The organism is Streptomyces sp. NPDC050504 (assembly GCF_044458065.1).
Classification (GTDB): domain Bacteria; phylum Actinomycetota; class Actinomycetes; order Streptomycetales; family Streptomycetaceae; genus Streptomyces.
Genome location: NZ_JBITHO010000008.1, coordinates 349,285 through 361,296, shown reverse-complemented (window position 1 = coordinate 361,296; position 12,012 = coordinate 349,285). Strand labels below are relative to the sequence as shown.

At 69.6% G+C, this 12,012-nt stretch carries 9 protein-coding genes; 2 read left to right on the top strand and 7 right to left on the bottom strand.

Features of this window, described 5'->3' with window-relative positions; all coding sequences use genetic code 11:
- Window positions 1-23: 23 nt before the first annotated feature.
- Complete coding sequence (locus tag ACIBNE_RS29775) at window positions 24-1,145, bottom strand: mechanosensitive ion channel family protein (RefSeq protein ID WP_399276926.1); 1,122 nt, start codon at window positions 1,143-1,145, stop codon at window positions 24-26.
- 30 nt (window positions 1,146-1,175) lie between these two features.
- On the opposite strand from ACIBNE_RS29775, the gene ACIBNE_RS29770 reads away from it, so the two are divergent.
- Window positions 1,176-1,745 carry a dienelactone hydrolase family protein gene (locus ACIBNE_RS29770; protein ID WP_399276924.1) on the top strand — a complete coding sequence of 190 codons (570 nt, stop codon included), beginning with the start codon at window positions 1,176-1,178 and terminating at the stop codon, window positions 1,743-1,745.
- A 181-nt stretch (window positions 1,746-1,926) separates the two neighbouring features.
- Here ACIBNE_RS29770 and ACIBNE_RS29765 read toward each other — a convergent pair whose 3' ends face one another.
- The 5 genes from ACIBNE_RS29765 to ACIBNE_RS29745 form a co-directional block, all read right to left on the bottom strand.
- On the bottom strand, window positions 1,927-2,898 hold the full coding sequence (locus ACIBNE_RS29765; RefSeq protein ID WP_399276922.1) for a zinc metalloprotease: 972 nt from the start codon (window positions 2,896-2,898) through the stop codon (window positions 1,927-1,929).
- Between the two features lie 359 nt (window positions 2,899-3,257).
- On the bottom strand, window positions 3,258-4,901 hold the full coding sequence (locus ACIBNE_RS29760) for an alkaline phosphatase D family protein (RefSeq protein ID WP_399276920.1): 1,644 nt from the start codon (window positions 4,899-4,901) through the stop codon (window positions 3,258-3,260).
- A gap of 85 nt (window positions 4,902-4,986) precedes the next feature.
- Window positions 4,987-5,799, bottom strand: coding sequence for a thioredoxin domain-containing protein (locus tag ACIBNE_RS29755; protein ID WP_399276918.1), 813 nt, complete (start codon window positions 5,797-5,799; stop codon window positions 4,987-4,989).
- 52 nt (window positions 5,800-5,851) lie between these two features.
- Entirely contained in the window at window positions 5,852-6,547 is a 696-nt protein-coding gene (locus tag ACIBNE_RS29750; protein WP_399276916.1) for a hypothetical protein, read from the bottom strand.
- Window positions 6,548-6,584: 37 nt separating this feature from the next.
- Window positions 6,585-7,940 (bottom strand): DUF2252 domain-containing protein, encoded by a 1,356-nt coding sequence (locus ACIBNE_RS29745; protein WP_399276914.1) that lies wholly within the window; start codon window positions 7,938-7,940, stop codon window positions 6,585-6,587.
- A 204-nt stretch (window positions 7,941-8,144) separates the two neighbouring features.
- Between ACIBNE_RS29745 and dnaE the strand changes: the two genes are divergently transcribed.
- Window positions 8,145-11,684, top strand: coding sequence for a DNA polymerase III subunit alpha (gene dnaE, locus ACIBNE_RS29740; protein ID WP_399276912.1), 3,540 nt, complete (start codon window positions 8,145-8,147; stop codon window positions 11,682-11,684).
- Window positions 11,685-11,814: 130 nt separating this feature from the next.
- Here dnaE and ACIBNE_RS29735 read toward each other — a convergent pair whose 3' ends face one another.
- Complete coding sequence (locus ACIBNE_RS29735) at window positions 11,815-11,985, bottom strand: hypothetical protein (protein WP_399276910.1); 171 nt, start codon at window positions 11,983-11,985, stop codon at window positions 11,815-11,817.
- Between the last annotated feature and the right edge of the window lie 27 nt (window positions 11,986-12,012).

Sequence of the window (12,012 nt, the reverse complement as noted above, 5' to 3'; positions counted from 1 at the left end):
GAGCACCACCCGGTCCCGGCCGCTCAGCCCCGGCCCGTGCGCGGGTTCCCGCGCTCGCCGTCCCTGTCCCTGTCCCTGACCCGGTCCCGGTCCCTGGCCTCGTCCGGCGGCGGCACCGCGGCGGTCGTCGCGACGCTGGGGAGCGCGTAGGGGTGGTGCTCGTACAGCCAGGCGATCATCTCTTCCCGTACGGCGCAGCGCACCGTCCAGATGTCGTCCGCGTCCTTCGCCGTGACCACGGCCCGCACCACGACGGTGGAGGGCGTGGTGTCGGTGACGGCCAGCGACCAGCTGCGGCCGTCCCAGGCCGGGCAGCCGCGCAGGATGTCCGAAAGCCGCTCCCGCATGGCGGGTACCGGTGCCGAGTGGTCGAGGTGGAAGAAGACCGTGCCGGTCATCTGGACGCCGCCGCGCGACCAGTTCTCGAAGGGCTTGGACGTGAAGTACGACACCGGCATCGTGATCCGGCGCTCGTCCCAGGTGCGTACGGCGAGGAAGGTGAGCGTGATCTCCTCGACCGTGCCCCACTCGCCGTCCACCACCACCGTGTCCCCTATGCGGACCATGTCGCCGAAGGCGATCTGCAGGCCCGCGAAGAGGTTGCCCAGCGTGGACTGGGCGGCGACGCCCGCGACGATGCCGATGATTCCGGCCGACGCCAGCATCGAGGTGCCGACCGTGCGCATCGCGGGGAAGGTCAGCAGCATCGCGGCGACGGCCACCACCCCGACGATCGCGGTCACCACCCGCTGGATCAGCGTCACCTGGGTGCGCACCCTGCGGACCCGGGCGGGGTCGCGGGTGGAGGCGGCGTAGCGGGCGTAGCTCGCCTCGACGACGGCCGTGGCGATGCGGATCACCAGCCAGGCGGACGCCCCGATCAGCACCAGGGAGAGGATCCGGCCGATGCCCGTCTCGTGGTCCTCGATCGCTTCCAGCTCCGTGTGCGTGTAGGACCCTCTGAACAGGGCCGTGCAGAGCACGACCTGCAAGGGGACGCGGCAGCGGCGGAGCAGGCCCCACAGGGGCGTTTCGCGGTGGCGCGCGTCGGCCCGGCGCAGCAGCAGATCGGCCAGCCAGCCGACCACCAGCGTGAGCACGACCGAGCCGCCGACGACGATCAACGGGCGCAGTACGTTCTCCATGCCTCCGACCGTAACTGGCACCATGGCCTCATGAACATCATGCTTTTCCATTCGACGTACGGTCCGCGCCCCGCGGTGCACGCGGCGGCCGACCGGCTGCGGGCCGCTGGGCACGAGGTGTGGGTGCCCGACCTCTTCGAGGGGCGGACCTTCGAGACGGTCGAGGAGGGCATGGACTTCCAGCGGGAGATCGGCCGGGAGGAGCTGCTCAAGCGGGCCGTGCTGGCCGCGGCGCCCTACTCGGACCGCGGCCTGGTCTACGCGGGCTTCTCCTTCGGGGCCTCGGTCGCACAGACCCTCGCGCTGGGCGACGAGAAGGCGCGCGGGCTGCTGATGTTCCACGGGACGTCGGACATCGCCGAGGGGGCGAGCGTGGCCGAGCTGCCGGTGCAGCTGCACGTCGCGGACCCCGATCCGTTCGAGACGCACGACTGGCTGAACACCTGGTACCTCCAGATGCGCCGGGCGGGCGCCGACGTGGAGGTGTACCGCTATCCGGGGGCGGGGCACCTGTTCACCGACCCCGATCTGCCGGACCACGACGGGGAAGCGGCGGAGAAGAGCTGGCGGATCGGGCTGGGCTTCCTGGAGAGCCTGTAGCGGGCCGCGCCCGGCGGCGCGCACCTGCGGACACGTGGTGTCCGGTGCGCGCCGCCGGGCGCGGGTCGGGCGGGCCCCGCTCCGTCACGAGCCAGGGGTGGGGCTCTTCACCGGCGTCGGGCGCCGGAGCCGTGACGGATCGTCACCATGGGGGTGGCCGAGCGGGTCCGCCCGTCCGGCGTCAGCCCGCGCGGTAGGCGGTCCAGTGGTCGTTCATGCGCGTGACCTGGCCCGGGGTGAACTGGGTCATGCAGTTGTCGTACGTGTAGTCCATGAAGTTGTGGATCGGGTCGACGCCGGTCTTGTTGGTGCAGGAGTCGCGGCCCGTCGGGCACTCGTAGGCCGGGGTCTTCTCGGCCGGGGTGTCCGCGACGGAGTCGCCGCTGCCGCTGCAGCCGCCCTGGAAGGTGTGGTACAGGCCCATCCAGTGGCCGACCTCGTGGGTCGCGGTGTCGCCCTCGTTGTAGTTGGCGGCGGAGCCGCCGGGCAGCGAGGAGTCCAGGACGACGACGCCGTCCATCTTCGGGCTGGACTTGTAGGAGCTGGGGAAGGTGGCCCAGCCGAGGAGGCCGCCGCTGAGCTTGGCGGTGTAGAAGTTGAGCGCGTTCGCCCCGCCCTTGCGCAGCGTGTTCTTCATGTTCTTCTCGGCGGTGGAGCCGGAGGCCAGGTTGTACCAGGACGCGTTGTCCGTGTAGTCGGTGCCGGCCAGGGTGAACTGGAAGCCCGTGTCGGTGTTGCCGCTGCCCTGCCCCGCGTACGCGGCGTTGAGGACCGCCAGCTGCTTGGCGATGTCGGTGGCGGTGAGCTTGCCGGTGGCGCCGTCGTGGACGACGTGGAAGTAGACCGGGATGGTGCCGCCGGCGGCCAGGGCGGAGCGGCCGCTCGCGCGCTTCGCCTCCAGTCTCTTCTTCAGGTCGGCGTCCATCGCCTTGGCCTTGGTGGCCGAAACCTCGTTGGGCTCGTTCACGTGGGCGCCGCCGGGGCGGGCCTCGCGGGCGGTGGCCGAGGTCGCGCCTTCGGTGTCGGCACACTCGTCGGCGGTGGCGGCGGCCTTCGCCAGGGGAGCGGTGGAGGACGAGCCGCTGGGGGCGGAGAACGGTGCGAAAGCGAGAGTTCCGGCCACCAGGGCCGTACCGATGGCACGGTGGCGCATACGGGGGGATATCCGGGAGATTCGGGCGAGCACGCGCATGGGGGTCTCCTAGCTGAGGGTCTGGAGGGGAGGAAAACCTCGCCGCCGCCGGGAGATTACGTGGCCATGTCAGGCGCCGTTGAGCAGTGATCAAGCCCAATCATCCGGGGAGCGAATGGGGGCATCGGGAAGAAAATTTCCGGCTGCTTCCGGGGTGTGAGATCTACACGTAACGCAGGCCGATACCACGGCGGGTGGTGTGTCCGGATTCGAACCCCCGGACGACACCACCCGCCGTCACTCTGTGATCTTCCGTTAACAAGGGCCGGGTTGGCTGAAAATCGACCCTGTCATGGCGTCAGGAAAGCGCCAGGACACCGTCAGAGCACCGGCTGGTTCACCCGCTCGACCTTCTGCGTTCCGCTCCGGGTGCGGTACGAACGGCTCCACTTCACCGTCGCGTCCTGCTTCTTCTTGTCCGAGAGCACGTAGTAGTCCATCTGCGAGTGCTCGGCCGTCACGTCCAGCACGCCGTAGCCGTGGGCGTCCATGTCCAGCCACTTCACATGGCGGTTGGCACCCTTGATCGCCGTCTCGGCGACCAGCGACAGCGTGTCGGGCGCGACGTGCAGCAGGTCGTCGAGGTTGTCCGAGGTCACCGACGTGACGACGAACTCGGTCGCGGCCGAGGCCGACAGCGGGTACGTCGCGGCCTTCACCGGCACGTCGTTGGCCCACGCCATGTGGATGTCGCCGGTCAGGAACACCGTGTTGCGGATGCCCCGGTCCGTGAGGTGCTTCAGCAGCTCCTTGCGGTCGTCGGTGTAGCCGTCCCACTGGTCGACGTTGATCGCGAGGCCCTCCTTGGGCAGCCCCAGCAGCTCGGCCAGCGGCTCCAGCAGGTGCGCGGGCAGCGAGCCGAAGGCGACCGGCGAGATCATCACCGAGGTGCCGACCAGCCGCCACGCGGCGTCGGACGAGGCGAGCCCGGCCTTCAGCCAGTCCAGCTGCGCCCGCCCGGTGATGGTGCGCTCCGGGTCGTCCACCGAGCCGTTGCCCGTCTTCGCCTGCTGCGAGCGGAAGGAGCGCAGGTCCAGCAGGTGCAGATCGGCCAGCTTGCCGAAGCGCAGCCTGCGGTAGACCGTGCCCTCGGTGGAGGCGCGGACCGGCATCCACTCGAAGTACGCCTGCTTGGCCGCCGCCGCGCGGGCCGCGTAGTCGCCCTCGGTGCCCGGCGTGTGGTTCTCGGCCCCGCCCGACCAGGCGTCGTTGGCGATCTCGTGGTCGTCCCAGATGGCGATGACCGGATGGACGGCCTGCAGCGCCTGGAGGTCGGGGTCCGTCTTGTAGGTGGCGTGCCGGAGCCGGTAGTCGGCGAGGTTCAGGATCTCGTGCTGCGGCTGGTGCCGGCGCACGGTGTACTTCGCCGCGGGGTAGACGCCGCTCCCGTACTCGTAGATGTAGTCGCCGAGGTGGAGGATCGCGTCCAGGTCGGCGCGGGCCGCGAGGTGGCGGTACGCGGAGAAGTAGCCGGCCTCCCAGTTGGCGCAGGAGACCACGCCGAACCGCACGCCGGGCGTCGCGGCGTCGGGCGCGGGGGCCGTGCGGGTCCGGCCGACGGGGGAGAGGGCGGCGCCGGCCGAGAAGCGGAAGTAGTAGGAGGCGGCCGGGCGCAGGCCCCGCACGTCCGCCTTCACGGTGTGGTCGGACGCGGCCGTGGCGAGGGCGGTGCCGTGCGCGACGACCCGGGTGAACTCCCGGTCCTCGGCGACCTCCCAGCCCACCGCGGCGTCGGGGCCCTGTCCCGAGCCGGGCACCGCGTCGGCGCTGGGCGTGACCCGGGTCCACAGCAGGATCCCGTCGGGCAGCGGGTCGCCGGAGGCGACGCCGTGCTGGAAGACGGGAACTTCGGCGGGGGCGGCGACGGCGGTCGCGGCCGACAGCGGAGCGGCGACGACGGCGGTGGCGGCAGCGGCCTTCACGACCGTGCGGCGGGAAGGCGAAGAATCGTATCGACTGGTCACGCGCGCACAGTACTGACGAGTAGCCAAGAAGGGCAGGGGAACGACGAGATGTTCCCCCGCCCTTTCGGCGGTGTGCCCCGGGGCGTTACTTCTTCAGCGCGGCGGTGATCGCGGTGTTGAAGTCGGCCGGGCTCATCGGCGCGTTCTCGCCGCCGGGCGCGGTGACCGCCTTGCCGTCCATCTTCAGCGTCGGGGTGCCCTGCACGCCGCTGCCGTCGAACTTCGCGGACATCTTCAGCGCCCAGGCGTCGAAGGTGCCGTCCTCGACGGCCTTCTTGAAGTCGGCGTTGCCCTTGAGGGAGGGGACCGTCTCGGCCACCTCGATGAGGTACGAGTCCTTCTTGAACTTGTCGTCGCGCTCCTCCGGGTGCCACTTCGCGGAGTACAGGGCGCCCTTGTATTCCATGAACGCCTCGGGGCTGACGTTGAGCGCGGCGCCGAGCGCGCTCAGCGCGTTGCGCGAGCCCTCGCCGGTGGCCATCCGGTCGATGAAGGTGGCGCCGATGAACTGGATCTTGTACTTGCCGGCGTCGACGTCCTTCTTGATCTGCTCGCCGTTGGCCTGCTCGAAGGTGGAGCAGATCGGGCAGCGCGCGTCCTCGTACAGCTCCAGGGTCTTCTTCGCGGTCGGCTTGCCGATCACGACCGTGGTGCCGTTCTCGCCGGTGGAGTTCTTCGGCTGGACGACCTTGGCGTCCTTGGCCTTCTCCCATGCCTCGGGCTTGTTCATCTCCATGACCAGGAAGCCGATGCCGCCGGCGGCCGCGAGGACACCGACGACGGATGCGGCCACGACTATCTGGCGGCGGGTCTTGTCCTTCTTGGCCTGGATCTCGCGCTCGGCGCGCAGCCGCTCGCGGGCCGCTGCCTTGTTCGCCTGGCTGTTGCGTGCACTCATGATCGTTCTCCGTGTGTGAAAAGTGGGGGTGGGGTACCGCGGTGCTCGGGGCTCACGCGAAGGCGAGCGCCGTACGCGGCGGTCCGCGCCGTCCCACGGAGTGCACGAGGAGCCGGGTGCGCGAGGCGGCCAGCGGGCCGCGCCCGGCGGGCCGCACGGGCCGGAGCCCGGCGCGCCCGACCGTGCCCGCGACGGCCACCGCGATCAGCAGCGGCCGGAAGGCGAAGGCGGCGACCGCGCGCACCAGCCCGGCCAGCGCCGCCTCGCCGCGCCGCAGCCAGGCGGCGGCCAGCAGCCCGACCGACACGTGGGCGGCGAGCAGCAGCCAGGGCACGGCCGGGTCGGGCGAGACGATCAGGGCGGCCGCGGTGCCGTCGCCCGCGGCGACCCCGGCCAACGGGGTGCCGACCGCGGGGCCGCCGTTGCACAGCACGTCGACGCCGACCGCGCGCAGCGAGCCCGCTATCGGCCCCCCTGAGGGGCCGTAGCAGACGTGCTGGCCCGTGGTGAAGACCGTGTCGGCGGCCAGCTCCAGCGGGACGAGCAGCCCGGCGATGGCGCCGAAGCCGCGCTCCCGGCCCGCCAACGCGTACGCGACGGCGAAGACGCCGCCCGCGAGCGCGGCGACCGCGGTCAGCGGCAGCGGGACCTGCGAGAGCAGCACGTGGGAGGCAGCCGAAAGCGTCACGACGAGCGCTGTGAACAGCGCCGCGCGAACCGCCCTGAGCCGAGTCCCTGATATGTCCATCGCGCCAGAGTGTGCCATGCCCGCCTGTGAAGCAGACCTACAGGTGAGAAGTTGACCGCAGACCCGGGATCCGGCCGTTGCGGAACAGGTCCACGAAGATCTGGTGGTCGCGGCGCGCGCGGGCGCCGTACGCGTGCGCGAAGTCGACCAGCAGGTCCCCGAACGCCTCGCCGTCGTCGGAGTCGGCGGCGAGCACCGCGTCGATGGCGCGCTCGGTCGAGAAGGGCACCAGCTCGCTGTGGCCGCTCTCGGCGTCCGCCGCCGCGTGCATCGTGGCCGTGGCCCTGCCGAGGTCGGCGACGACCGAGGCGATCTCCTCCGGGTCGTCGATGTCCGACCAGTCCAGGTCCACCGCGTACGGCGAGACCTCGGCGACCAGCTGCCCCGCGCCGTCCAGTTCCGTCCAGCCCAGCCAGGGGTCGGCGTCCGCCTGGAGCGCCCGCTGGGAGATCACCGTGCGGTGCCCCTCGTGCTGGAAGTAGTCGCGGACGGCGGCATCCGTGACGTGCCGGGAGACGGCCGGGGTCTGCGCCTGCTTGAGGTAGATCACGACGTCGTTCTCCAGGGCGTCGCTGTTGCCCTCCAGGAGGATGTTGTACGAGGGCAGGCCCGCGGACCCTATGCCGATGCCGCGCCGCCCCACGACGTCCTTCACGCGGTAGGAGTCGGGGCGCGACAGGCTGGACTCCGGGAGGGTCTCCAGATAGCCGTCGAAGGCCGCCAGGACCTTGTAGCGCGTCGCCGCGTCCAGGTCGATGGCGCCGCCGCCGGAGGAGAAGCGGCGCTCGAAGTCGCGGATCTCGGTCATCGAGTCCAGCAGCCCGAAGCGGGTGCGCGAGCGGGCCGAGCGCAGGGCGTGCAGCAGCGGGCCCCGGGCGGTGTCCAGCGTGAAGGGCGGCACCTCGTCGTCCTTGGCGCCGGTCGCCAGGTCGTGGATCCGCTCGCGGTAGGCGGCGGCGTAGATCCGCACCAGCTCGGAGATCTGGTCGTCGCTGAGCGCCTTGGCGAGGCCGACCAGGGCCAGGGAGGCGGCGAAGCGCTTGAGGTCCCAGGTGAAGGGGCCGACGTACGCCTCGTCGAAGTCGTTGACGTTGAAGATCAGCCGGCCCTGGGCGTCCATGTACGTGCCGAAGTTCTCGGCGTGCAGGTCGCCGTGGATCCAGACCCGCGAGGTGCGCTCGTCCAGGTAGGGCCCGCCGCGCCGCTCGTCCGCCAGGTCGGCGTAGAACAGGCAGGCGGTGCCCCGGTAGAAGGCGAAGGCGGAACCGGCCATCTTGCGGAACTTGACCCGGAAGGCGGCCGGATCGGCGGCCAGGAGCTCGCCGAAGGCGGTGTCGAAGACGGCGAGGATCTGCTCACCGCGCTCTTCGGCGGTGGGCTGCGGGACCGACATCGCTGGTGCCTCCAGGTGCGCGGACGGGCCGCGCGAGTAGCTGACGCGAGTACATGACAAAAGGGACAGGTTCCTCGTCCCCTCCAACGCGCGACGGTACTCCCGAGTGCCCGTCGTCTGTCAGTCGGCCGACGTAGACTTCCACGCTGTCCCCCCAGACTGCCCGCAGCCAGTCACCCCCCGTTTTCCCGGAGGCACACCACCGTGACCAAGCCGCCCTTCACGCACCTCCACGTCCACACCCAGTACTCGCTGCTGGACGGTGCCGCGCGGCTCAAGGACATGTTCGAGGCGTGCAACGAGATGGGCATGACGCACATCGCCATGTCCGACCACGGCAACCTCCACGGGGCGTACGACTTCTTCCACTCCGCGAAGAAGGCCGGTGTGACGCCCATCATCGGCATCGAGGCGTACGTCGCCCCGGAGTCGCGCAAGCACAAGCGGAAGGTGCTGTGGGGCCAGCCGCACCAGAAGCGCGACGACGTCTCCGGTTCCGGCGGCTACACCCACAAGACGATCTGGGCGGCGAACGCCACGGGGCTGCACAACCTCTTCAAGCTCTCCTCCGACGCGTACGCCGAGGGCTGGCTCCAGAAGTGGCCCCGGATGGACAAGGAGACGATCTCCCAGTGGTCGCAGGGGCTGATCGCCTCCACCGGCTGCCCCTCGGGAGAGCTCCAGACCAGGCTGCGCCTCGGCCAGTTCGACGAGGCCCTCCAGGCGGCGTCGGACTACAAGGACATCTTCGGCGAGGGCCGGTACTTCCTGGAGCTGATGGACCACGGCATCGAGATCGAGCGCCGGGTCCGCGACGGGCTGCTGGAGATCGGCAAGAAGCTGAACATCCCGCCGCTGGTGACGAACGACTCGCACTACACCTACGCCCACGAGGCGACGGCGCACGATGCCCTGCTGTGCATCCAGACCGGCAAGAACCTCTCCGACCCGGACCGCTTCAAGTTCGACGGCACCGGCTACTACCTCAAGACGACCGACGAGATGTACGCCATCGACTCCTCGGACGCCTGGCAGGAGGGCTGCCGCAACACCCTCCTGGTCGCGGAGCAGGTCGACACCGACGGCATGTTCGTCGAGCGCAACCTGATGCCGAAGTTCGACATCCCCGAGGGCTTCACCGAGGTCTCCTGGTTCCGCGAGGAGACCATGCGCGGCATGCACCGCCGCTTCCCCGGCGGGATCCCGGACGACCGCATGAAGCAGGTCGAGTACGAGATGGACACGATCATCTCGATGGGCTTCCCCGGGTACTTCCTCGTGGTCGCCGACTTCATCATGTGGGCCAAGAAGCAGGGCATCGCGGTGGGACCTGGCCGAGGCTCGGCGGCCGGCTCGATCGTCGCGTACGCCATGGGCATCACCGACCTCGACCCGATCCCGCACGGCCTGATCTTCGAGCGGTTCCTGAACCCCGAGCGCATCTCGATGCCCGACGTCGACATCGACTTCGACGAGCGTCGGCGCGTCGAAGTGATCAGGTACGTGACGGAGAAGTACGGCGCCGACAAGGTCGCCATGATCGGCACGTACGGAAAGATCAAGGCGAAGAACGCCATCAAGGACTCCGCGCGCGTGCTGGGCTACCCGTACGCGATGGGCGACCGCCTCACCAAGGCCATGCCCGCCGACGTCCTCGGCAAGGGCATCGACCTCGACGGCATCACCAACCCCAAGCACCCCCGCTACAGCGAGGCGGGCGAGATCCGGGGGATGTACGAGAACGAGCCGGACGTCAAGAAGGTCATCGACACCGCCAAGGGCGTCGAGGGCCTGGTCCGGCAGATGGGCGTGCACGCGGCAGGCGTGATCATGTCCAGCGAGCCGATCGTCGACCACGCCCCGATCTGGGTGCGGCACACCGACGGCGTGACCATCACGCAGTGGGACTACCCCCAGTGCGAGTCGCTCGGCCTGCTGAAGATGGACTTCCTTGGCCTGCGAAACCTCACCATCATGGACGACGCCGTCAAGATGGTGAAGGCCAACAAGGGCATCGAGCTCGACCTGCTGGCGCTGCCGCTCGACGACCCGGCCACCTTCGAGCTGCTCCAGCGCGGCGACACCCTCGGCGTCTTCCAGTTCGACGGCGGCCCCATGCGCTCGCTGCTGCGGCTGATGAAGCCCGACAACTTCGAAGACATCTCCGCCGTGTCGGCCCTGTACCGGCCGGGCCCGATGGGCATGAACTCCCACACGAACTACGCGCTGCGCAAGAACAAGCAGCAGGAGATCACGCCGATCCACCCCGAGCTGGAGAAGCCGCTCGAAGAGGTGCTCGCGGTCACCTACGGCCTGATCGTCTACCAGGAGCAGGTGCAGAAGGCCGCCCAGATCATCGCCGGGTACTCCCTGGGCGAGGCCGACATCCTCCGCCGCGTGATGGGCAAGAAGAAGCCCGAGGAGCTGGCGAAGAACTTCACGATCTTCCAGGCCGGCGCCCGGAAGAACAACTACAGCGACGAGGCCATCCAGTCCCTGTGGGACGTGCTGGTCCCCTTCGCCGGATACGCCTTCAACAAGGCGCACTCCGCCGCGTACGGCCTGGTCTCCTACTGGACCGCGTACCTCAAGGCGAACCACCCCGCCGAGTACATGGCGGGGCTGCTCACCTCGGTCAAGGACGACAAGGACAAGTCGGCCGTCTACCTCAACGAGTGCCGCCGCATGGGCATCAAGGTGCTCCCGCCCAACGTCAACGAGTCCCAGGCCAACTTCGCGGCCCAGGGCGACGACGTGATCCTCTTCGGCCTCACCGCCGTGCGCAACGTCGGCCAGAACGTCGTCGACTCGATCATCAAGTCCCGCAAGGCGAAGGGGAAGTACAGCTCCTTCCCGGACTTCCTCGACAAGGTCGAGGCGGTCGTCTGCAACAAGCGCACCGTCGAGTCCCTGATCAAGGCCGGGGCCTTCGACGAGATGGGCCACACTCGCAAGGGCCTGGTCGCGCACCACGAACCGATGATCGACAACGTGGTCGCGGTGAAGCGCAAGGAGGCCGAGGGCCAGTTCGACCTCTTCGGCGGCATGGGCGAGGAGGAGACCAGCGAGCCGGGCTTCGGCCTCGACGTGGAGTTCTCCGACATCGAGTGGGAGAAGTCCTACCTGCTCGCCCAGGAGCGCGAGATGCTCGGCCTGTACGTCTCCGACCACCCGCTCTTCGGCATCGAGCACGTGCTGAGCGACAAGTCGGACGCCGCGATCTCCCAGCTCACCGGCGGCGAGCACAGCGACGGCGCGGTCGTCACCATCGGCGGCATCATCTCCGGCCTCCAGCGCAAGATGACCAAGCAGGGCAACGCCTGGGCCATCGCCACGGTCGAGGACCTGGCGGGCTCCATCGAGTGCATGTTCTTCCCGGCGACGTACCAGCTCGTCTCCACCCAGCTGGTCGAGGACACGGTCGTCTTCGTCAAGGGCCGCCTCGACAAGCGCGAGGACATCCCGCGCCTGGTCGCGATGGAGCTGATGGTCCCCGACCTGTCGTCGGCGGGCACCAACGCCCCCGTCGTCCTCACCATCCCGACGGTGAAGGTCACCCCGCCCATGGTCAGCCGCCTCGGCGAGATCCTCAGCCACCACAAGGGCAACACCGAGGTGCGGATCAAGCTCCAGGGCCCCCGCAAGACCACCGTTCTCAGGCTCGACCGGCACCGGGTCACGGCCGACCCCGCCCTCTTCGGCGACCTGAAGGTGCTGCTCGGCCCGTCCTGCCTGGCCGGCTGAGCCGACGGGCCGAACGGCCCGGGACACGAGTGAGGGGCGCCCCCGTCGTCACGGGGCGCCCCTCACTTTTCGCGTTTCTCTTCTGCGTTTCCGTTCCTTCAGCCGACTCTTTCGGTCAAGGGCCCTGATCTCAGTTGTGGCCGAAACGCCGCTGGTGCTTGCGGGCGACGTCCGCGGGGCTGCCCTGTGCCTGGGACTGCGCCTGCGACTGCGCCTCCAGCGCGGACGACTTCGAGTCCTGCGGCGGTCCCGCACCGCGGTTGTGCTGGTTGCCCTGCTTGCGGTTCTTGTTCTTGGCCATAGCGGACGCCTCCTGAAGGGGATCTAG

Excerpts from the sequence above, each read along its gene's own strand:
- ACIBNE_RS29750 (WP_399276916.1), bottom strand. The coding sequence starts at position 6,547 with ATGGACATATCAGGGACTCGGCTCAGGGCGGTTCGCGCGGCGCTGTTC.
- ACIBNE_RS29755 (WP_399276918.1), bottom strand. The coding sequence starts at position 5,799 with ATGAGTGCACGCAACAGCCAGGCGAACAAGGCAGCGGCCCGCGAGCGG.
- ACIBNE_RS29745 (WP_399276914.1), bottom strand. The coding sequence starts at position 7,940 with ATGTCGGTCCCGCAGCCCACCGCCGAAGAGCGCGGTGAGCAGATCCTC.
- ACIBNE_RS29770 (WP_399276924.1), top strand. The coding sequence starts at position 1,176 with ATGAACATCATGCTTTTCCATTCGACGTACGGTCCGCGCCCCGCGGTG.
- ACIBNE_RS29735 (WP_399276910.1), bottom strand. The coding sequence starts at position 11,985 with ATGGCCAAGAACAAGAACCGCAAGCAGGGCAACCAGCACAACCGCGGT.
- ACIBNE_RS29775 (WP_399276926.1), bottom strand. The coding sequence starts at position 1,145 with ATGGAGAACGTACTGCGCCCGTTGATCGTCGTCGGCGGCTCGGTCGTG.
- ACIBNE_RS29765 (WP_399276922.1), bottom strand. The coding sequence starts at position 2,898 with ATGCGCCACCGTGCCATCGGTACGGCCCTGGTGGCCGGAACTCTCGCT.